Below are 23194 nucleotides of genomic sequence, written 5' to 3' on the forward strand. Positions count from 1 at the left end.
TTCATAATCAATAATGAATCTATAATAACAACGCGTTCCATTTGTTCAGTTTTCAAAGAACTTGCCCTGATGACGAAAATATATCTCGTCAATCACAGGAATTAGAGTATATCATGTTTTTCACTATCATGTCAACTTGTTTTTTGGCTTTTCAGCCAAGCGATTTAGCAACCGCCGCAAGCGACAAGAAATAATATACCACTCCCTATTCTATTAAGCAACCCTTTAATCGCATGAAAATTTAGGCAGTCTTTCAAGACCTCCAATTCTCCTGTTGCACCTTCTAAAGAAAGGGGGTAAGTTAAGGTCATTGTCTTAATTATACGGCCGGCACTAGTCCGCCGAAACGAAAATCAATCTGCTCCCTCCCGTCTGTTTATATTAGATGAAGAGAGTTAAAGCGGATAGTTAGGAGAGAACATGAACAAACCATCGTCTCCGCCGTTGTCGCCAGCCGCGGCGCGTAATGCCCAGCAGGCCACTGTGTACCGTATTTTATTGGCCGTCAGTTTTGTCCATCTGTTTAATGATTCCATCCAAGCCGTCATCCCTGCTATCTTTCCTATTTTAAAAGATAACTTGTATCTGACCTTCGCCCAAATCGGCTGGATCTCGTTCACCCTGAACGTCACGTCTTCCGTCATCCAACCAGTGATCGGGTATGCGGCCGACCGCAAACCGAGACCGGTTCTCCTGCCGCTGGGAATGTGCTGCACCTTAGCGGGCGTCTTTTTGCTGGCCTATGCCCACCAATACTGGCTGGTTCTGCTGTCCGTCGTACTTGTTGGTCTCGGATCAGCCACGTTTCATCCGGAAGGCATGCGGGTGGCGCATATGGCTGCCGGACTGCGAAAAGGCTTGTCCCAATCGATTTTTCAGGTGGGCGGTAATGCCGGACAATCCCTGGGACCCATGCTTACCAAATGGATTTTCATCCCTTTCGGCCAGATCGGCGCACTTGGCTTTACTGTCATCGCGGCTGCGGGAGTGGCTGTTCAAGCCTATGTGGCCCGCTGGTACAAACAAATGCTGGAGGCGGGATATACCTTCAAGACCCGTGCTTCCTCCGCCCGCAGTTTAGACCCTGCACGCCGCAAAAGCATTTTGGCTGCAACAGTCATCCTCGTATTTCTGGTGTTTGTGCGTTCCTGGTACGGTGCGGCGATCGGCAGCTATTATGCCTTTTACTTAATGGAAAAATACCGCCTTCCGCTCGATGATGCACAGGTGTACATCTTTATCTACCTGGCTGCCGGAGCAGTGGGCACCTTCTTTGGCGGACCGCTGGCGGACCGCTACGGACGCCGCAACCTGATTTTATTTTCAATGGTCGGCACTGTACCGTTTGCGCTCGCCCTGCCTTTTGTTAATCAGTTCTGGGCTGTCGTTCTGCTTGCCATCGGGGGGTTCGTCCTGCTGTCCAGCTTTTCGGTGACCGTTATTTATGCCCAGCAGCTGCATCCCGGCAATATCGGTACCGTGTCAGGACTGATCACCGGCCTTGCTTTTGGACTAGGCGGAATTGGCTCGCTGGTTATTGGCAATCTGATCGACCGGCTAGGCATCACTCAGGTATTTGTGGCTTGCGGTTTCCTGCCTCTGCTTGGTTTGCTGGCGCTTTTGCTGCCGAATGACCATAAATTGGACGAATGGGCGGCCGAGTAGAGTTCACTATCCATCGCGTCATCGCGGTCCGTAACAAGCTGAGGCCGTTTTACCGGAAGTAAATGGGGACTGGCTGCCGCTTTTCCGTGTGGATCATCTGGCGGCATTCATCATAGCGCTTGCCCTGGGGCAACAACCGGAAACTGAGTCCTACTATGTGCTGGATTCCAGCAGAGAGTAGGTAAAATATCTGCATGGGAGCTGCGCTCTCCAAGAGTAGAACAACCCTTGCAAGAGTTCTGGCGAAGTTGACCGCAGCGATAGCTTTGAATTGATTCCCTAGCAGTAAGAAGTGGTGAAAGTGCGTTTATATAGGGAACCAAACTATAAGATTCCAGAGCGTTATCGTCATTTCCCATAAGCGGTTGTCCTATGGTCACCACCTCCCACTCTCTCATCCGCAAGAAACGATGTTGCCGCTGCAAGGTAACACTGAATCGGCTGGCTGCTGTCTTTATAGACACTGTTATTCCAAAAGGCACTATGGTGGTGGCTTCGGACAAAGTAAGCGAGTGACAGGATATCTACAGGCTAGAGAATGTTAGTTAGTCTGCATGTATTAGATTGTAGGATGTAGGCAGTCCCCCAAAGTGGACTGTAACTCCGCTAGTCGGGCAGCTCCGCCAAGCTGGATTGTAATTCCGCTATTCGCTTAGTTTTGCGCTTATTCGTAAGTTCACGGACTGTAGTTCCGCTATTCGCTTAGTTTTGCGCTTATTCGTAAGTTCACGGACTGTAGTTCCGCTAATAGCCGTGAACAGCGTTTTAATAAGGTGCTGCTGCTCAAATAGTGGAATCTGAGTCCTGCATTCTCATGTTACGGAGATAATATAGAGAATAGCGGAATCTGAGTCCGGCTCATGGGTAAGTTATATTAAGTTGTATGGGCCCATACCATTTACCCTATTACCTACTACCTATTCAGTCAATGATTGCAGCTTGTAGGTTCGGGCTTGCTTTTGGCCGCTGGCGATGTACAGTATTTGCAGTTCAAGCAGATTATGCAGTCGGTCTATCAATACACGTGGGAGGGCATCCCGCTGCGCGAGATGCTGGATCAGGCGGGAGTCAGACCGGAAGCTGTAATGGTCAAATTTTATTCCGGCGACGGGGTATACACCGACTCGCTGACACTTGAGCAGGCTCAAATGCAGGATGTGATGGTCGCCGTGCTTTACGACGGCCGGCCGATTTCCAACCAACTAGGCGGGCCCGTGCGGCTGGTTACGCCTCAAATGTATGCGTATAAGTCGGTGAAGTGGCTGAATCGCATCGAGCTGATTGCCGAAGACCATGTCGGGTATTGGGAACAACGGGGATACGACAAGGATGCCTGGCTGCCGGGTGCCCGCGCATAAAAAATTAAAACGGCTGTTTGTCCGGGAACTTGCCGGTTCAAACAGCCGTTTGGTTTTAATCGTGCATCAGAGTTCTTTAAATGACGCATCGTATAGACGAAACATCGTTTTGTAGCCCGACTCGTCAATTTTGATGCCTACATCCAATCTCCCTGTGATCTGTAGCGGACCCGATTTGTAGCGGAGGTTTACGCTGTCCGGTACAAATACGATCATGATTTTATTCCAGTATGTCTCATCGCCGTTGTCGAAAGGGCATTCCGCTCCAGGCTCAGGGATCAGCAGGAACCAGTGTTTGTCAAAAGACAGCACCTCGCCCATAAATCCCTTGATCGTTACCTGGCTGCCGCTTAAATCCCAAAAACGCTCGGACGGCCGGGTCTGATCTTCCCCGTCAAAAAACTCGGACCAGCCGATCGCAGTTTCGCCCGCCCGCTTCCCGTCCGCTTTGGACGCTGGCTTCGCTGCTTGCTTGGCAGCTGCAGCCGGACTGGGTACGGCGGACTGGGGCGGGATGGACGGCGGGGAGCCGGGCGCAGGGGCCGCCGACGCCAGTCCGCTTGCGGGTGCCTGCGGCGCTTTAGCCGGCCGGGAGGACGGCGTTGCCGATCCGGCCGACTGGCCGTGCGGCTTCGCCTGCGGCATGCCGGCGGCCTTGGCGCCGGAAGCGCCAGAAGGCTGCGGCGCGGGCTTCCGGCCGGATGCGGTGTCCTCCGGCTGTGCCGGCGGCGCTTGCCGGGCATCGGCGGAGGCCGGAGCGGAAGGCGCAGCCGCAGAGCGTCCGGCCGCAGCGCCGGCTCCGCGGCCTGGCGCCTTCGGCGCTGCTGCCGGCGACGGCCCAGCGGAAGCCAACGGTTCCGCAGCCGGAGACTCGGTCGGCGCCGTGGACGGAGCCCCGCCGTCTGCCGCAGCTCCCGCCGCAGGCGAAGCCGGGCCGGATGGCCCCGCTGCCTCTGCGGACGCGGACAGTTCTGGCGCGGCCGAAGCAGCCGCCGATGAGCCTGTTTCGGCCGCGTTCACGCCAGCCGCCTCCGTTGCAGCCGGGGCTGCAGGCACCGCCTTCTCCGCTGCCGGATCTGGCAGCGGGTGCCTGGAAGTCGCCTGCGTTCCGGCACTTTTCACTACATCGGTATCTTCGACTATACCGTTAGGCTGGTTTGCACCGTTAGCCCCCGCTGTACCGCTGGGCTCGTTTGCACCGTTAACCCCTGCTGTGCCGCTAGAATCCACAGCACCGGCAGCCTCCACCGTTTCAGCCGTTTCCGCAGCCCCACTTTCCGCCGCAGCAAATGAACCGCTTTTCTCTGCTGTGCCGTCATCTGCCCCGCAGCCCTGCAGCAGCATCGCTGCCATCGCTCCGATAACCAGCATCCTGCTTACCCTTAGTTCTCTCACGTGATGAACCCTCCTAGGATTTGAACAATGACAGCGGCTGAAGGCGGTACAGCTTAAACGCCGGCAAGGCCGAGGACAGCAGTCCAATAGCCAGTGTTCCGGCAGCAACAGCCAAGTGGCCTCCTGTCCAATGAAACGGCGCAAGCTGAATACCGGTCTGTGCAAACAGTGTATCCTTCAGCAAAAAGGCCCCCAGGTGACCGGCAGCCATTCCGATCAGCAGGCCGGTTGCCGTTAACAGCAATCCTTCACCGACCAGCGTGGTCCATACATACGATTTTGATTTGCCAAGCAGCCGCAGCAGCCCGGCATCCTTTGTTCGTTCACCAGCCGCCGCAACCAGCGACAGCAAAATGGTCAGTGCGGCCAGCAGCACACACAATCCTGATACGATTTCGAGCAGCCGCGAGCCCTGATCGACCACATTCAGCACATCGGACACAGCTTTACTCGTATAGACTGCTTGAACGCCGCTGCCGGCTTCAAATGATTCCTTCAACGCGTGAACACCCAGCAGGCTGGACGGCTGCACAAGGATGGCGGTTAATTCCCGCTCTTCAGGAGCCAAGCCGTGTACCGCCCAGGCATAATCTACCGTGGTAAAAATCGCCCGGTCATCCGGTGTATTCAGCGGCGGCAGAATCCCCACTACGGTGTAGACAAAACTGGCGTGACTATGAGCTTCGCCTTCTCCATGACTGTCTGTCTCCGTGCCCGAGGCCATGTGCTCCGCAGACTCATGCCCGTCTTTCTCCGTGCCCGAAGCCATGTGATCCGCAGACTCATGCCCGTCATTCTCCGTGCCTGAAGCTATGTGCTCCGCAGACTCATGCCCGTCTTTCTCAGTGCTCGAAGCCATGTGATCCGCAGACTCATGACTGTCTGTCCCCGTGCCCGAGGCCATGTGCTCTTCAGATTCATGACCGTTTGCCAGAGCAATGCCTGCTTCCGCTTTGGAGGCAGGCTGCGATTCCGAATGGCCTTCAGGACGAGCTTGCGGCTGCCCTTCATCCTGGATCAAGCCATGCCCCTCATCCTGGACCAACCCATGCGATCCGGTAAACGTATCGCCCGGCTTCAGGCCAAGCTCACGCGCCGCATAATACCCGATCACAGCTTCACCCGTTTTTCCATACAAAAAACCTTCCTGCAAGCTACGGTCTCCATAACGGGTGAGGAAATACTCCGCGTCCAGCCCCACGACAGGAAATCCCTTGTAGTTGTCCCCTGTGGTCATCGCGTAGGCCGCTTTGACCCCTTCATCCGACCTTACCTGGTCCAGCGTCTGCGCCGGAACGTTCCCGGTAGGCGCGCCGATATGGTAAAACGTGTTCAAGACCAGCTGGGTTTCGCTGCCCTCGGCCCCGATAACCAGATCATATGGGCCGTACCCCTGCTCCGCACCTTGTTCGACACTTTCCCTCGACAGGAGAAATAACACGATAAAAGCCACCGTCAGCGCAACCGCACATACCGTAAGCAGGGACAAAAACCGGCGGTGCAGCAGATTACGGAACATCAGCTTCATCAGGCTCATATGACACCTTCTTCCGGAACGGTGCGCGGCAGACGCAGCTTTTCTCCGTACCCCGGCGGCTTTAGCCGGTTAATGTCGTAAATATCGACACTTTTGGGGAAACGCCGGGCCAGATTGCGGTCGTGCGTAACCACGAGGAGCGTATGGTTTTCTTTGCCGCTCAGCTCCAGCAGCAGCTCGGCAATCGTGTCGGCCGATTCCCAGTCCAGGCTTCCCGTAGGCTCATCGGCAAGCACCAGCAGCGGTTCGTTGATCAGCGCCCGCACAATGGCAATCCGCTGCTGCTGTCCCCGCGAGAGCTGGGAAGGCAGATGCTCCGCACGGTTCCGCATCCCTACCCGTTCCAGCCACCCGTCCACCAGCCTTTTCCGCTCAGCGGAAGAAAGGCGGGCGGCCAGCGCCAGCTCGATATTTTGTCTGGCCGTCAACGAGGGAATGAGATGAAAATTCTGCAGCACATAACCGATTTTCCCGGCACGGTAACGGTCCAGCTCGGATTCCTTCAGCCCTTCCAGCGCCTGCCCGTCGACGCGGATTTCGCCCCGGTCTGGCCGGAGCAGGCCGCTAACAAGGTGAAGCAGGGTGCTCTTACCGGACCCGCTTGGCCCGGTAATTGCCACCTGCTCCCCTGCTTCCACCTTCCATTCCGGAATGTTCAGGATCGGGACGGCACGGCCGTCGATCCTAAAGCTTTTTTCTACTTGATGTAAGGACAGCATCCGCAGGCTCTCCGCTACTTCAGCGCAATCCGCTCGGACAGCGAATCCCAAGCCAAGCTGCGGCCGGACAGCTGCTTAAACGCCTCAAGCGGCAAATACACCGTGCCGTTATCGATATCTACCGTGTAAGCGGCGGCTTTGGCGTTCAGCTTTGCGCTTTTGCCGTTTAGGTCGATATCGGCCGTATTTTTGCTGATCGTCAGCTTCAGCACGCCCCCGTTCTCCTTGGCAGCTCCGCCAAGCGCTGCGGTTAACGCCTTCGCCGGATACAGCACTTCGTTGTCACGGCTGATTTTAAATTTTGGATAGATATATTGAGCTTGAAGCTCCTCAGAACGTTTGTTCAAATCGACACCCACGACAGCCGCTCCGGCTTTAGCGATCTGCGTATTGTCCACTTGGCCTTTGACTTTGTCGGCAATTGGCCCGTAAGCCCAAACCCCTACATCGACGGCGGAGTGGCCATGGCCAGACCAGCCAACCAGCAGACGTTTCGAGATCACGGCATTGTACGCACCTTCGCGTTTGTAGGATGAGCCGTCGCCGGCCATGATTTGCTGTACTTCTTCATCGGACAGATCCGTAATCCAGGTATTTTCCTGGACGATTTTGCGGATATCCTCCGGCGTCTGCGCTTCCTCCAGCGTTTTGGCCAGACTCTCCGACGAATGCTTTTGCTTATCCCACAGGTCCATGTTCAGCTCATAAATGTTGTCGCGAGAGAGCGACAAACCGCCGGTTTCGTGGTCCGCCGTAACTACGACGGAGGTATTGCCGTCTTTTTTGGCAAATTCGATCGCCGTTTTGAAAGCCGCATCAAAATCCAGCGTTTCCTGCACCATAGTCGGCAGATCGTTAGCGTGCCCGGCATGGTCGATCCGGCCGCCTTCAATCATCATGACAAATCCTTCTTTATCTTTGGACAAAATATCCAGCGCCTTCGACGTCATAGCTGCAAGACTCGGCGTTTCCGGCGTGCGGTCCGGCACATAAGCGACATGGGAGCTTCCGAAGAGACCCAACACTTTGGTTCCTTCTTTGGCCGGTACGGCCTTCAGATTGTTTGCCGATTCCACGACCTGGTAGCCTTTGGCTTTGAAATCGCCGAGCAGGTTTTTATCGGTGCGCTTGCCTTTTTCATCTTTGGTGACAAAAAACTGCTTGCCCCCGCCCAGCAGCACATCCACTCCGCTGTCCAGGTACTGGGAAGCAATAGCCGCTTCATTATCGCGGTTGCGGACGTGAGAGGCATACACAGCCGGCGTCGCATGCGTAATCCGGGCCGTCGTTACCAGGCCGGTTGCTTTACCGGAGGCTTCGGCAGCTTCAATTACGGAGGCAAACGGTTTACTTACGTCTTCATTCGAGACGCTGATGCCTGCGTTGTAGGTTTTGTGCCCTGTAGCAAAAGCGGTGCCGGCCGAAGCCGAGTCGGTTACAATGCCTGAGACAACTTTGCCGCCGTCTTCCCCGCGGTCTGCATAGGTTGTTGCTTGGCCTACATAATAAGGGTCCAGGTTGAGGTGATTCACTTTTTTGTCATACTGCTGGTAATACCGGGCCGCCGAGACCTGCGCCGGACCCATGCCGTCGCCGATAAGCACGATCAGGTTTTTAGAGGCTGCTTTGTTCTGGGACGCTGCGGGTGCAGCGGCTTGGGGCTTGGCAGCTTTTGGTTGAGCTGTTGCCGCGCCAACGTATGTACCGGCCGAAACGACGGACAGCGCCAGGCCGCCAGCCAAAAGAGTTCGAAGCATTGGTTTCAAGGTAATTCCCCTTCCGCGTAGGAAATATATTCGTAATCATCGTAATGGGAAAGCATTAAAGGATGATCAAATGAAGATCAATTCATTGTTAAATATTTACTTTCAGCATATAAAAAAGACGTTTCCCGCCCTGTAGGCATGAGAAACGTCTTTTATCAACTGTTTATGTGCATCTTCTGTCCGATCAGGATTCCATTTGGAGCAAACGCAGCAGTTCTTCCTCGTCGTCAATAATCGTAATGCCGAGCTCCTGCGCTTTGGTCAGCTTGCTGCCCGCTTTCTCTCCGGCAATAACGTAATCGGTTTTCTTTGAGACGCTGCCGGACACTTTGGCGCCGAGCGCCTCCAGTCTGTCCGCTGCTTCGTCCCGGGTCAGCCGGTGCAGCGTGCCTGTGAGCACCACCGTTTTGCCGCTGAACACCGAGTCCTGCACCACTTCACGCGGAGCTTCCACCTTGGGTTCAACCCCCAGCTCACGCAGTCTTTGGATCCCATTCAGAATAAACGGATCAGCAAAATAACCGACAATGCTTTCGGCGACAATTCCGCCGATATCAGGCAGGCCCGCCAGCTCTTCCGCCGTTGCTTCCATCACTTTGTCAAGGCTGCGGAAATGCTCCGCCAGCATCCGGGTGGTCGCCTTGCCCGTATTCGGAATACCCAAGGCGTACAGGAAGGATGCCAGATCTCTGTCTTTGCTGTTTTCCAGCGCCTGCAGCAAATTCGCCGCTTTTTTCTCGCCGAACCGCTCCAGCTTCACCAGCTGCTCCAGTTTCAGTTCATACAGGTCGGCCGGCTCCCGCACGCTCAGTTCATCGTAGAGCTGACCCGCCGTTTTGTCGCTGAACGTCTCAATATCCATGGCGTCCCGGGAAGCAAAATGCGTAATCCGTCCGATGATCTGAGGTTTGCAGTTCAGCTTGTTGTTACAGAACAAATGCGCCCCCCGTTGCTCCAGCGGGAACCCGCAGGAAGGACAATGCGTCGGATAGATAATCTCCTCGCCGTCGCTTTCTTCGGTCACTTTGCCCAAAATCTCCGGGATGACGTCGTTGGACCGCCGGATGAACACCCGGGTTCCGAGCGCGTGCTTCAGATTTTTGCGTTCAATATCGCCCACATTGTTTAGCGTGCAGTTCTGCACAGTCACCCCGGCGAGCTCCACCGGCTCCACCCGCGCAAGCGGCGTCACCTTGCCGGTACGTCCCACGTTCCAGCTGACACCCTTAAGCACGGTTGTCGTTTCCTCGGCTTCAAATTTGTACGCAACCGCCCAACGCGGGAATTTGTCGGTGTAACCAAGCACCTCGCGGATGCGGAAGTCGGTGACTTTGATTACCGCGCCGTCGATGAGATAATCCAGCTTCGTGCGGCCTTCTTCGATCTCCGCCAGCTGTTCGGTCACATCGTCAAATTTCGAGAAATACGTCAGATACGGATTCACTTTAAACCGGTTGTCGCGCAGGAATCCCATCATCTCCTGATGGTCCTTGAACTGGATGCCCTCAGCATAACCAACGTTATAAAAATAAGCATTCAGCCTGCGTTCGGCGGTTAGCTTGGGGTTCAAGTTACGCAGCGCGCCCGCGGCGGCATTCCGGGCATTTTTCAGCGGTTCCGCGGCCCGTTTGTTATAGTCCTCCAGCACCGACAAATTCATGATGCCTTCGCCTTGAACTTCAATCACACCGTCCTTGAACGGAATGGTAAGCGGCACCGATTTGATCGTCTTCACCTGAGCGAGAATGCCTTCCCCGGTTACCCCGTTCCCTCGCGTAGCGGCCTGCACCAATTCGCCGTCCCGGTACGTGAGGTTCAGCGTCAGCCCGTCGAACTTTAATTCCACGGCATAACACGGCTCGGGGAGAGGGTTATCCGGATTTTTGGTGTTGTAGTCGTTAACCAGCCGCAGCACACGCGCATTCCAGTTCCGGAGCTGTTCAATGTTCTGCGCCTTGTCCAAGCTCCACAGCGGAGCCAGATGGCGGTGGGGCGCAAAACCCTTCAGAATTTCTCCGCCGACCCGGACGGTAGGCGAATCCGGCAGCACGATTCCGGTTTCGGCTTCCAGCGCGGTTAACCGGTCATACAGCGCATCGTACTCTTTATCGCTTACGAGCGGCGCATCCAGGGTGTAGTAGTGGTAATTGTATTTATTGAGTTCCGCTACAAGCTCTTCCATAGCCTGCCTGGCATCCATCCGAACAATCCCCTCCGTCATAAATTCCTTTGAGCCTTGTACTCTTAGTAGCGTAAACCGAAACAGAGCGAATTACACTCCGTCTTCTGGATTATTCCACCTTGGTAATCGGAGCAAAACCGGCCAGGAGCCGCTTCACGCCCACCGGAGCCGGAAAAGCAATCTGCAGCTCCGTGTCATTTCCCGTTCCTTTCACGGCTACGACGGTTCCGGTCCCCCACTTGCCATGGGAGACTTTGTCGCCGGCCTTAAAGGAACCGCCTGCTCCGGCTGCGGCCGGTGCTGCAGCCGACCGGGCGCTGGCCGCGCCGGTCGTCATCGTGACGCGGCCCGTCGTGGCCTTGGCGGAGCTGCCGCTGCCGAAGGCCGAAGCCGATGCTGCCGGCGCTGTACTCCGGCTGCCGAAGTTGCCGCCGCGGGAGCCGCTAAAGCCTCGGCCGCCGTATGCCCCGCCGGGGTCGCCGCCCCGGCGGAACCGGTCGGCTGTGCCACCGGTGTCTTCCTTCAGCTCCTCCGGGATTTCCTCCAGAAAGCGGGACGGCGCGTTAGCCGTCGTCCGGCCGAACAGCGTGCGCATCCGTGCGCAGCTGAGGAACAGCTGTTTCTCCGCCCGGGTGATGCCTACATAAGCGAGCCGCCGCTCTTCTTCCAGCTCCTCGTTATCCAGGAACGCCCGGCTATGCGGGAAGACGCCTTCTTCCATGCCGACAATAAAAACGGTCGGGAATTCCAGTCCCTTGGCGCTGTGCATCGTCATCAGCACCACCGCGTCGCCGCGGTCGTCGTCTTCGTCGTCATTCATACTGTCAATGTCGGCGATAAGCGCCAGGTCGGTCAGGAAGGATACAAGCGACTTGTCGTCGTTATTTTTTTCAAATTCCATGGTAACGGACAGGAACTCGTCAATGTTCTCCAGCCGGGAACGGGACTCAATCGTGTTCTCCTGCTGCAGTTCCATCCGGTATTGCGACATTTCCAGCACTTTTTCGGTCAATTCCGTCACCGACAGGAATTCCGTCATCCGGTGCAGCGCCTCAATCATATCGTAGAAATCCACCAGCGCATTGCGCGTACGTCCGGCAAAACCGAGGTCATCCACGGTCTGAAGCACACGGAAAATCGACACGCCCCGCTCCCCCGCAGCCGCCGCCAGCTTCGCCACGGTTGTATCGCCGAGCCCGCGTTTAGGCACATTAATGATGCGCGTCAAACTGATGTCGTCGTCCGGATTGGACAGCAGACGCAGGTAAGCGAGCAGGTCTTTGATCTCTTTACGGTCGTAGAACTTGATGCCGCCCACGATTTGGTACGGGATATCCGATTTGATCAGAATTTCCTCGATTACCCGGGACTGGGCATTGGTACGGTACAAAATCGCATGGTCCTGGTAACGCCGTCCCTGTTTGACGTTTTTGCTGATCTCCCCGGTAATGAAGTACCCTTCGTCATGTTCGGAATCGGCACGGTATACCTTGATTTTTGGCCCTTCTTCGGCGTCCGTCCACAGCTTTTTCGGTTTCCGTCCGCTGTTGTTGGCGATTACGCCGTTTGCCGCGTTCAGAATTGTAGAGGTCGAGCGATAGTTCTGCTCCAGCAATATCACCTTTGCTTCCGGATAATCCTCTTCAAAATTCAGAATGTTGGTGATATCCGCTCCACGCCAGCGGTAAATCGACTGGTCGCTGTCGCCCACCACGCAAATCCGGTGATGCGCATCGGCCAGCATGCGGCACAGCATGTATTGGGCACGGTTAGTATCCTGGTATTCGTCCACATGGATATATTTGAATTTTTTTTGATAAAAATCGAGCACTTCAGGAACTTCCTTGAACAGTTGAATCGTCGCCATGATGAGGTCGTCGAAATCAAGCGAGTTGTTGCTCTTCAGCCGTCTCTGGTACATAGCGTAAACTTTCGCCGCCTGGGCTTCCAGATAATCGCCCGCTTTGCGTTCGTAGGCTGCCGGTTCGATCAGTTCGTTTTTGGCTGCGCTGATCATCGCCTGGATTGCTTTGGGCTCAAACTTCTTGGTATCGATGTTCAGATCCTTCATGCAGTTCCGGATGACCGACAGCTGATCGGTGGAATCCAGAATAGAGAAGTTAGAGGTAAACCCGATCCGGTCGATGTCCTTGCGCAAAATACGCACACACATGGAGTGGAAGGTGGATACCCAAATATCGCGGCCTTCCGGTCCAACCAGCTTCGATACCCGCTCCTGCATCTCGCGTGCCGCCTTATTGGTAAATGTAATGGCCAAAATAGACCATGGCGGCGCTTTGCGGTTGGCAATCAGCCAGGCGATACGGTGAGTCAGCACCCGGGTCTTGCCGCTTCCCGCTCCGGCCATGATAAGCAGCGGGCCTTCGGTTGTCTCAACCGCCTGCCGCTGCGGCGGGTTCAGCCGTGACACGGCTTCCTGTATACTAAGGGTTTGCATGCGAAACATGCTCCTTTCCGTTGATAATGAAGAGGTGCTGGATGGATAAAGACGACTTGGATTTATTTAATTGATATAAGAGTGTTGCGTTAAGAGTAGTTCTGAACAGTACGACGGAACTTGGAAACATATAAACAGACGAATAATGCAAAAAAACAAACGGATAATGTATAAGCAAAAGGAAATGAGATTTCCCTTAATGATATACGGTGTTATACACGCCGCAACGGCACCTTCTTCACAGCTTCTACCGTGCGGAGCGCACCAGCCAAGTCATGGTACACCGCATTCCCTACGACCACGGTGTCGCATATGCCCGCCGCCTGCTCCGCTTCCGCCGCATCCGAGATACCGCCGCCATAAAACAGCCTGCCGTTCTCTACAGCTGCATAAACTTCCGCGGCAAGCTCCATATCTCCAAACGTGCCGCTGTATTCCAGATAGATAATCGGAAGAGAGAGCAGCTTGTCTGCCAAACGGGCATAAGCAGCGGCCCCTTCCGGTTCAAGCTTCGTATCCGCCCCGGTCAGACGGGCTACGGCGGAATCGCCGTTCATGACAACATACCCTTCGGCAAGCAGCCGGTCCCACGGAATAAAATAACCGTACCGTTCAATTGCCACGCGGTGATGGCCCACAATCCATGCAGGGTCAGGGCTGTTCAGCACCATCGGAATCAGATACAGATCGAACCCGGGCACAGCAGCCTCCAGGTCTGATACCTCCAGCGCACAAGGCAGGTTATACCTTCGCACCCGGGTCAGCAGCTCCAGCGTGTTGTCATAGGTGACTCCCGTAGAGCCGCCTATCATTATCGCATCCGAACCGGAACGGCACACTGCATCCAGCATCTCGTCCGTAAGGGTACGGTCCGGATCCAGCTTGAAGACATGGCGCCATTCCTGAATCCATACCCGCGGTTCTGTTTTCTGTTCCAACAACCATTCCTCCACTACTTAGTAACTTCGCCGGCAGAGCGCCGCCAAAAAACAGTACATCCAGTCTATAGCAGCCGCAGGCGGGGTGTCAAACCGTAAATCGTTCCACTTAAGCTGTTTCCAGTATACCAAAAAATACGAACGTTTTTTCGCTTATTTTCTTAAAAGTGGCTGTATGGATCCATGTAATTACCTAATTACCGGCTGAGTGATGAGAGGCCTTGCATTCGGCTGAAGTCTTCTTCTGAAAAGTAATCGGTGTAAAAACCGCTGACCCCCATTTTGCTCAACTCCCGAATCCGTTCCTCATCGTTTACCGTATGCACATAAACCTGTGTTCCGGTTTGAATCAAATCGCCGACAAACTTCTCCGTTGCGCGCGAATCGGCCATGGTCACCCATACACCCGTTTTTTTAGCGAACTCCACCACCGCTTCGTCGCTATCCTCAGAAGCATACAGCGTATAGATCACCTGTGGGAACGGATAAATGTCTTTGACCTGGGCCAACATTTCCCGCGAATATATTTGCGGCACCACCCGATCCAGCAGGGCCGGATTTCTTGTTTTGGCTTCCTCTGCAAGCTTCCTCAGCAGACGCAAGTACCCGGCGTCATCCTCCTTGGTATCCGTCACAATGTATGCATCAGGATAGTGCTCCATCAGATCCAGGATCCGTTCCCCGTCAAGCGGAGTATAAAATTCAAAGATCGGCGTACCCATAAACTCTTTGCGGCTAAGCGGCTGATCCTGTTTTTCCGCCGGAAGCGTCCGGGTTTGCCCCAGCAGCTTGCTCATATTGGCGGACCATTCATGACGGGCAAGCGGGTACCCGTCCGTACTCAGCATAAAATCCACTTCAAAGATGCGGGTGCCTTTTTCATAATTGGCGACAAAAGCCTCGTAGGCATTCGTGTAAGGTTGGTGCTCGATCCCGCCCATCGCATGGGCTACGATCCGGTAAGCGGCCGGTCCTTCTTTGACAGCGGGCTTTTCCTTTCCGCCATAAAAGGACAGGGACAGCACAACGAGCAGAGACAAAGCGAACAGGACGGCGAGCGATACGGTAAGTTTTTTCATAGCAGCAGGTTCCTTTATATTGTGTGAATAAATGTAAAAAGCCTAGATAAAAACAATCTCCCGCTGCGCCTCTTCGGCATAACGGGAGAAGAAGGGAATATGGGGTGCAGGCCAACATCTCTGCAAAGTGACCGGCTTCCGCTGGCTGAGTTAGCTTAGTGCAACGGTTGCCGATTAACTAGGTGGAGGAAGACGAAGACGTGATTTGTAAATACTCCCCACCGGAACTAATACGCATTTTTGTTAACAAAACCATTTCGAATCGTCTTTAAAATAATGCGGATATCGAATAATAACGACCAGTTCTCGATATAAAAAATATCGTGTTTGATCCGCTCCTCAATCGACGTGTCTCCACGCAGACCGTTGCTCTGCGCCCAGCCGGTAATGCCCGGGCGGACATGATGCTTAACCATGTACTTGGGAATTTCGCCTTTGAACTGCTGAACGTAATAAGGACGTTCCGGCCGTGGGCCCACCACGCTCATATGCCCCAACAGCACGTTGAAGAACTGGGGCAGCTCATCCAGACTCGTCCGGCGGATAAAGCTGCCGAACCGGGTCCGGCGCGGATCGTCCGGCGTACTCCAGCCGCGGTCTTCTTCCTCTTCGGTCTGCATTTTCATCGAGCGGAATTTGTACATCATAAAGTTACGGCGGTTCAGCCCCACGCGCTCCTGCTTGAAGATGACCGGCCCTGGGGAGGTGAGCCGCACCCCAATTGCGACTGCCAACATAACAGGACTGGTAACAATGATGGCAAAAACAGCGAAAACAATATCGAACATCCGCTTGGCGATTCGGTTCCCCGCCATATCGAGCGGGATATCGCGCACGTTGATCATCGGCATCCCGGCGAAATTATCGAAATACGGACGGGCCGGCAAATAATCAAAAAAGTCGGGAATGATCAGCGTCCGGACGCCCGCCTTTTCGCATGCTGCGATAATTCGCGGGTATTTATGGTGCGCATCCAGCGGCAGCGCCAAAATGACCTCGTCAATAAGCAGCGTCTCCAGCTTCTCCGGCAGCTCATCAATCGTGCCAAGCACCGGCTTGTAACGGCGTTCCTCAATCCCGTCCCACGTATGGTAGTCATCCAGGAACCCCACCACCTCATAACCCAGTTCAGGATACTGCTCGAGGTTATGGTAAAACTTTTTGCCAAGCGAACCGGCACCTAGGATCAGGACAAACTGGCGGTTCAAGCCTTTTTTACGGAAAGACTTCAGCATTCGCTTCAAGACAAAGCGGTAGAGCAAAATGGCAAAAACGTTCAGCCCCATGTAAATCGCCAGGTATTGCCGGGATATGTTAATTTCTTTGACAAAAAACATCAGGCCCAGCAGCACGAAAATACTAAACACATGTATCTGGAAAATCTTCAGCACTTCATCAGCAAACCGCTTTTTGCGTTTCGGGATATAGAGACCAAACATCAAACCCGTCAAAGCGGCAATCAGCGCATAAATTACGCTCCAGTACCCGTAGGATTCGATCGGCAGCGGATTCTCGTACATCAGCCAACCACTGCGGAATTTCAGCCACCATGCCACCACAAAGGCCAGCTGAATGATGATGAAATCGGCGATGATATAGAGTTGGGTCAAAAACCGCTGATTGCGGCGAATCATAACGTCACCTCGGCATTCATATCGATCAATTTAAAAAATTCGCGGGCGGGGAATCCCTCCCTCGCTAACCTTCATTACCCTTCGCGCCGTACGGTCTCACCATTTACAGCCGTTTGCGGCATTACCCTTCACACCGTACGGTTTCACCGTTTACAGCCGTTTGCGGCATTACCCTTCACGCCGTACGGTTTCACCGTTTACAGCCGTTTGCGGCATTACCCTTCGCGCCGTACGGTTTCACCGTTTACAGCCGTTTGCGGACGCAGCGGCGGAGCCGGCTTCACCGGTCTCAACCAATTCACAAGCAGAGAGAGAGCGAATTTAACGCCTACACCTGCGTAAACTGCCCCGTTCACGAGGGGATTGTACTGCTTCCGGTAATGCTTCCGGTGAAACAAGATCATTGCACGGTGAAATTCATATACAATCTTAAACGGCCGGCGCCGGGCGCTCCCGCCTTTTAAATGTATGATGCGGGTCCGCGGATAATAATAAATCCCCCAGCCCGCTTGCTTGATGCGGTAACACCAGTCCAAATCCTCACCATACATAAAAAACGTCTCATCCAGCCCGCCGACCTGCTCCACCGTTTCCCGCCGGACCAGCATAAAGGCGCCTACCAGACAGTCGACCGGGTACTCCTGATCCGGATCCAGATACCCCAGCTGATAGCCGTTGAACCGGGGATTATCCGGGAAAAGCTTGCTGAATCCAAAAGCATAGTAAAACGAAGCAGACGGCGTCGGGAACCCGCGTTTGCACGCCTTGTCCAGCGCTCCGTCCGGCAGCACTACTTTGCAGCCCGATGCGCCAATATCCGGATGATCATCCATAAAGGACACCATCGTCTCCAGCGTGTCTTTCTCCACTAGTGTGTCAGAATTAAGCAGCAGCACATATCTTCCCGAAGCGGCCTGCATACCCTGGTTGTTCGCCTTGGCAAACCCGGTATTTTCCTTATTCTCGATGAGCTTCACCTCCGGGAACTGCTCCCGGATCACCTTCACCGAATCATCCTGTGAGTGATTGTCGATCACAATAATCTCGTAAGTATAGCGCGTCTCGGACTCATAGACCGACCGCAGGCAATCCACCGTCAGGCGGCACGTGTTGTAGTTCAAAATCAACAAGCTGACATCCATATCCACGATGCGAACGCTCCTGACAAATATAGTAATCTATCGACACCTATTATAGCACAAAAAAGACCCGGGAACAGAAGGAATCCCGAGCCTAACGTGCGGATATTCATAATGGCGGTTTATGCCAGCGGTTATGCCAATCGTCTAGGCAAGTAATTTAACCCGGCGATTTTAGCGGCGGTGTATACCGGCGACGGTTTAACGCTGAAAATTCACACTAGCGATCCACTCAGACGATACCAATGAGCTGTGCCAGCAATAGTCTAAATAATAAATCCAATTGTCCCAGCCACAACTCCATCACATCATTGTTTTTAACGCAGGTATTGTATATGGCATAGATTGAGGCAAAGCTGACAAAGTAGAAAGGAGTATGAAAGCTTATGGGCTTAGAACAATTTATCCAAAGCCAAACCAGAGTAAGCGCCAGCATAATTATACCCGTCCCTATCTGATTTGTGGCTTAAGAACTGGTTACCCGAACAGGTCTGGGTAATAAACATTACCTATATCCGAATGGGCTTAATCGATTAGTACAACCAATGCTAAAGAAGCAAAAGTAAAAGCCACGATGGATAGCAAGAGCTAACAATAGACAGCAACCGGGCGGAACGATGTTCCACTCACTTAAGTATTGCATACTCCTCAACGAATCCGCAAACCTTAGCGTGTGCTGCAAAAGGGCCAGTTCGTTATATCCGTTTTTCGTAACCATGATCGACGAACGGCCTCTTGGGTTAACTTATTTCTCAAAAATTTTGTCCTGACATTGGGGGCATTGCACAAATAGTATTCAGTTTTTCTCTGAGTAACTTCCCCGGTTTAATATGGATTAAGAAATAAATTAAATAGCTCCTTGTTTTTTTGAATTATTCAGGCTTGCAAACTTAATAATAAGGAAATTTAATAACACTGAAAATGATAACAAACAAACCAAATACAGCATTATTTGAACCCAGTTAGATATGGTAAAATGGTCACTTATTATTAATTTAAAGAAATAAGCCACAGGTAGATTTAAGAAGAATAAATGCATCGATAGTTTACCTAATCTTCTTAAGAAGTTAACTTCAATAATCTTTTTAAGCCACCCAAAGCTCTCAATAATCATAATAATACAAGGTAAAATTAGTACATCAGTGACTACGATAAAATCAATAGTATTAGTGTATTCGCCAAAAACAATTAAACTTAAGTACGCTAAGAAAACAACTAGCATGCCTACTTTAACTGATTTGGTATAATTGAATCCGTATTTTTTCACCACTACACTGAATAAACATCCTGTAAAAAATCCTAGCAAACCTCGTAACATGTACCCATTGAAAATCGGGTAATTCCAATTATTTTTCAATGCAATCATTCCAATTATTACAATGACACCATAGACTCCGAATGCCTTTTCTTCACTCTTATACTTAGATACATAAAAAAATATGATATAGGATAAAAGTAGCGGTGCTAAAAACCATGTCCCTCCACCTGCAACATCTATGCGAAAATCTCCACCACCTGGGAAGTATCCACTCTGGAGAAATAATAGGTTATATAGGATTTGATATAAACTAACATTCCCTCCACTTATAATAATATACAGAGAGCACCCTACTAAATTAATCATTAGGAAAGGGTATACTGTTCTAATTCGCTTAATTATATACTCAAAAAACGCAATATCTTTAATTTTATCAGCATAATTGTATACCATTAAATAACCAGAAAAGAAAAAAAACATTTCTACTGGAATATATCCTATAGAGGATAGTACATCCGCTATCTTATTAAATGTCTGTAATGAACTAGTAGGAGTTCCAATAAGACCACTTATATGATAATAAGCTATAAGTATTGCACCTATCCCTTTTAAAGAGTCAATATAATCGACATTTTTTTTCATGATTTATACCTTTCCTAATGAAGAAATCAATTAGCATAGTATATCAGTTTACACTCACTTTTTATGTATTATGCCCGTAGGGTAAGACACGAAAACTGAAATTCATGTTCTAATCAATAGATTCTGTCAGAAGAATCTATTTGTTACTTAGAAACACCTTTCTGTGCATTGACAACGGAAAGCATTATATTGACCTGCTATGATCTATAGCCAGCTTCGGCCTACTCTTCTCCGCTCAGCAGCAATCCGCTGAATCTCTTTTCTTTTACGACGAAGATTGCGACACTGCTTCCTGAACAGCTTCCATGCCCCGAACAGATCACGCTCCTTTAGCAGCATATAGCCATGGGCTGCAATTTCATATGGAAGCGATACGGCAAGTGTAAACGGGAGAGTACGGGCCGGTTCATTTTTGTACAGCATTTTATAGCGGTTAATGTAAGAGATTCTCCGAATGAACAGTGCTTTACCGCCTCGTCCGGACGGTTTCCAACCTCTTTCGTGGTAGCCTAGCGCCTCCGCATCATAATAAGCGGTCCAGCCATACAAGCGTGCCCGCCACGCGACATCAACATCTTCCTTATACGCAAAAAAATCACCGTCAAAAAAATCGCCATCCACACAAATGTCCTCAATCATTCTCCGGGAATACATTGCCGCGGCGCCGGATACGCCAAACACCTCTCCCGATTCGTTCCAATGTTCTGCGGGCTCTTCCATCCCTCGATCAAACGCGCGCCGTGCCCTGTTCATCCGCAGACCGGTGCTATCGACAAGCGAAGAATCACGTTTCAAGAGCAGCTTTCCCGTCGCGCTTCCGATCCGCAGATTCGCCTCCATCACTGCTACGAGTCGGGACACATAGTCCGGCGCCAAAGTTACATCTGGATTGAGGACTAGGCAGTAATCTGTATCGGTCTGATCAATGGCCGCGTTGTGTGCGGGGGCGAAGCCGGTGTTGTCAGTGTTGCGAAAGAGATGGAGCGCTGTGCCACTGTCCTTGATCTCGGCGTTAATCAACTCAACCTGCTCTATTGTGCCATCAGAAGATGCATTGTCCACTACAACAATTTGCTGAATCGGGTAATTCTGTAGAAGCACTGCATTTATACAATTTGCTATATCGCATTCACTGTTATATGTCACGATATGTACGCTTACCGTAGATCTGTTCATAACTCATCCTTTGGGCAACTGTAATGAACCTATTATACCGAAAAAACAAAAACGGGAATATAAAATTCCAATTTTTGAATCGTCTGATACTCTCTCATTTTTTGAGCCGCAACAAATTACTGTAGAATCAACTAGTCATACTTTTTCTTAGGATAAAATTAACCGAAAGAAAGACTCCAGACGTTTGTCTGGAGTTTACTTGCAGCCGAGCTGTTTCGAAGTCTCTAGCCTACTATACTATAACACCTACTGTTTGTTCCAAAGTTCGTCATTCCGTGTTTGGTCCGTCCCCCCCAGTTTCAAATACATCACTGGTTGGAGTTTTGAAGTTCCTTTAAAAAGTCCCGTAGTCCTTCCCGCCAAGGTCTAAGATCCTCGAATCCATTTGTCCGAATGGAGAGATGCTCCATCACCGAGTAACTGGGCCGAGGGGCGGGACGAGGGAATTGCTCGGTTCCGCATGGCTCAAGACGCGCTGTCATTTTTAAGCCAAGCAATTCCTCTGCCTCGGCAAATATAGCCTGAGTGAACTCATACCAGGTACAAGCTTCGCTGTTGGAGGCATGATAAAACCCATACTTCTCCGTCTGGATTAGCTTCAGCAGGAAGCGGGCTAAATCCACGGTATACGTCGGCGAGCCCTTTTGATCGTTAACCACTTGGAGCAGAGGCTTCTCCTGGCCCAGCTTCAGCATAGTTTTGACAAAGTTGTTGCCGTACTTTCCGTATACCCAAGAGGTCCGAACGATAAAGTAACGGCTGTTCAGCGTCTGCGCCAAAACTTCGCCTGCACGCTTGGACTTGCCGTAAATGCTCTGCGGATCTGTATTATCATATTCATGGTAAGGACGAGTACCCTGCCCGTTAAAAACATAATCCGTGCTGATGTAAACCAGCTTTGCTCCGGCTTTTTCCGTAGCCACCGCCACGTTTCGCGTTCCCGTTGCATTGATTAAGTAGGCTGCATCAATATCCGTCTCAGCAGCATCCACCGCAGTATGAGCAGCACAGTGGATGACCGCTTCCGGTCCAAACGCTCCAATAACTTTTTCGCAGTGGGCAAGATCCGTAATATCCATTTCCGCCCGGTCGCATGCAAGAACCTCATGTCCCTCCCGCTGTAGCAGGAGGACCATATCCTGGCCTAATTGTCCGGCCGCTCCGGTAACCAGAACCTTCATAGCGAATCCCCAAGGCGTTCACCGTATTGAAGCTGTGCATATTTTTGATATTCTCCGGACTGGATGCGAGCCCACCATTCTTTATTGTTCAAGTACCATTGAATGGTTTCTTTGATTCCGGTCTCAAAGGTATGCTTAGGCTTCCAGCCCAATTCTCGCGTGATTTTGGTTGGATCAATGCCATAGCGTCGGTCATGTCCAGGACGGTCTTGGACATACGTAATCAGCGTTTCAGGTTTACCAAGCTCAGCTAAAATCGTTTTAACGATGTGTACATTGGTCCGCTCATTGTTACCGCCGATGTTGTAAACCTCGCCGTTTACTCCTTTGTGAATAACAAGATCAATCGCGCTGCAGTGATCTTCTACATACAGCCAGTCGCGGATATTCAAACCGTCTCCATATACGGGGAGCGCTTGATCAGCCAGAGCGCGGGAAATCATCAGCGGTATTAATTTCTCCGGGAACTGATACGGGCCATAGTTGTTGGAGCACCGGGTAATATTCATCGGCAGTCCGAAGGTTTCATGATAGGCACGAACCATCAAATCGCCGCCAGCTTTACTTGCAGAGTAAGGGCTGTTTGGCGTCAGCGGAGTTTCCTCCGTGAACAATCCCGTCTCGCCCAAGGTACCATATACTTCATCTGTCGATACTTGAACAAATTTTGTAATATTGTGCTTCTTGGCTGCATCCAGCAGCACTTGCGTCCCCAAAACATTGGTTTTGACAAACACTTCAGGTTCCAGTATACTCCGGTCCACATGCGATTCTGCAGCAAAATTCACCACGATATCCACACCATCTGCGACCAGCGCATCCATTGCGGCCGCGTCTGTGATGTCCGCTTTGACGAAGGTGTAGTTCGGGTTCCCTTCCACAGATTTTAAGTTCTCCAAATTACCTGCGTAGGTCAAAGCATCTATGTTGACGATTTTGTATTCGGGATGCTGCTGCAGCATATAAATTACAAAGTTGCTGCCGATAAAGCCGGCTCCGCCGGTAACGAGAAGTTTCATGGGAAGACTCCTTTATTAATATTTATTATACATAACTTATGTGATATT

General features: G+C 51.9%; 15 protein-coding genes and 1 pseudogene. 2 read left to right on the top strand and 14 right to left on the bottom strand.

Going from position 1 to position 23194, the window contains the following annotated elements; genetic code table 11:
- Window positions 1–420: 420 nt before the first annotated feature.
- Both ACE6ED_RS07760 and ACE6ED_RS07765 read left to right on the top strand, forming a co-directional pair.
- Complete coding sequence (locus ACE6ED_RS07760) at window positions 421–1665, top strand: MFS transporter (protein WP_410826539.1); 1245 nt, start codon at window positions 421–423, stop codon at window positions 1663–1665.
- Between the two features lie 1007 nt (window positions 1666–2672).
- A pseudogene (locus ACE6ED_RS07765) lies at window positions 2673–3023 on the top strand (molybdopterin-dependent oxidoreductase); the annotation flags it as partial.
- 66 nt (window positions 3024–3089) lie between these two features.
- Here ACE6ED_RS07765 and ACE6ED_RS07770 read toward each other — a convergent pair.
- From ACE6ED_RS07770 to rfbB, 14 genes are all read right to left on the bottom strand, one after another.
- A complete protein-coding gene (locus ACE6ED_RS07770) occupies window positions 3090–4418 on the bottom strand; it encodes a hypothetical protein (protein WP_410826540.1) in 1329 nt (442 codons plus the stop codon).
- 13 nt (window positions 4419–4431) lie between these two features.
- Complete coding sequence (locus ACE6ED_RS07775) at window positions 4432–5955, bottom strand: FtsX-like permease family protein (protein ID WP_410826541.1); 1524 nt, start codon at window positions 5953–5955, stop codon at window positions 4432–4434.
- Complete coding sequence (locus ACE6ED_RS07780) at window positions 5952–6674, bottom strand: ABC transporter ATP-binding protein (RefSeq protein WP_410826542.1); 723 nt, start codon at window positions 6672–6674, stop codon at window positions 5952–5954. The genes ACE6ED_RS07775 and ACE6ED_RS07780 overlap by 4 nt, the downstream gene beginning before the upstream one ends.
- A 14-nt stretch (window positions 6675–6688) precedes the next feature.
- Entirely contained in the window at window positions 6689–8431 is a 1743-nt protein-coding gene (locus ACE6ED_RS07785; protein ID WP_410826686.1) for an alkaline phosphatase, read from the bottom strand.
- Window positions 8432–8624: 193 nt separating this feature from the next.
- Window positions 8625–10640, bottom strand: coding sequence for an NAD-dependent DNA ligase LigA (ligA, locus tag ACE6ED_RS07790; RefSeq protein WP_410826543.1), 2016 nt, complete (start codon window positions 10638–10640; stop codon window positions 8625–8627).
- Window positions 10641–10731: 91 nt separating this feature from the next.
- On the bottom strand, window positions 10732–13080 hold the full coding sequence (pcrA, locus tag ACE6ED_RS07795; RefSeq protein ID WP_410826544.1) for a DNA helicase PcrA: 2349 nt from the start codon (window positions 13078–13080) through the stop codon (window positions 10732–10734).
- A gap of 212 nt (window positions 13081–13292) precedes the next feature.
- Complete coding sequence (pcrB, locus tag ACE6ED_RS07800) at window positions 13293–14018, bottom strand: heptaprenylglyceryl phosphate synthase (RefSeq protein WP_410826545.1); 726 nt, start codon at window positions 14016–14018, stop codon at window positions 13293–13295.
- Window positions 14019–14215: 197 nt separating this feature from the next.
- Window positions 14216–15097 (bottom strand): phosphatidylinositol-specific phospholipase C/glycerophosphodiester phosphodiesterase family protein, encoded by an 882-nt coding sequence (locus ACE6ED_RS07805; RefSeq protein WP_410826546.1) that lies wholly within the window; start codon window positions 15095–15097, stop codon window positions 14216–14218.
- Between the two features lie 227 nt (window positions 15098–15324).
- Window positions 15325–16731 carry an undecaprenyl-phosphate glucose phosphotransferase gene (locus ACE6ED_RS07810; RefSeq protein WP_410826547.1) on the bottom strand — a complete coding sequence of 469 codons (1407 nt, stop codon included), beginning with the start codon at window positions 16729–16731 and terminating at the stop codon, window positions 15325–15327.
- 215 nt (window positions 16732–16946) lie between these two features.
- Window positions 16947–17873 carry a glycosyltransferase family 2 protein gene (locus ACE6ED_RS07815; protein WP_410826687.1) on the bottom strand — a complete coding sequence of 309 codons (927 nt, stop codon included), beginning with the start codon at window positions 17871–17873 and terminating at the stop codon, window positions 16947–16949.
- Between the two features lie 844 nt (window positions 17874–18717).
- Complete coding sequence (locus tag ACE6ED_RS07820) at window positions 18718–19770, bottom strand: acyltransferase family protein (RefSeq protein ID WP_410826548.1); 1053 nt, start codon at window positions 19768–19770, stop codon at window positions 18718–18720.
- A gap of 204 nt (window positions 19771–19974) precedes the next feature.
- Window positions 19975–20946 (bottom strand): glycosyltransferase family 2 protein, encoded by a 972-nt coding sequence (locus tag ACE6ED_RS07825; protein WP_410826549.1) that lies wholly within the window; start codon window positions 20944–20946, stop codon window positions 19975–19977.
- 308 nt (window positions 20947–21254) lie between these two features.
- Entirely contained in the window at window positions 21255–22127 is an 873-nt protein-coding gene (gene rfbD / locus ACE6ED_RS07830; protein WP_410826550.1) for a dTDP-4-dehydrorhamnose reductase, read from the bottom strand.
- Window positions 22124–23146, bottom strand: a complete 1023-nt coding sequence (rfbB, locus tag ACE6ED_RS07835; RefSeq protein ID WP_410826551.1) for a dTDP-glucose 4,6-dehydratase — start codon at window positions 23144–23146, stop codon at window positions 22124–22126. The genes rfbD and rfbB overlap by 4 nt, the downstream gene beginning before the upstream one ends.
- Window positions 23147–23194 lie beyond the last annotated feature (48 nt).

This window comes from Paenibacillus nanchangensis (genome assembly GCF_046543445.1).
GTDB lineage: Bacteria > Bacillota > Bacilli > Paenibacillales > Paenibacillaceae > Paenibacillus_AQ > Paenibacillus_AQ nanchangensis.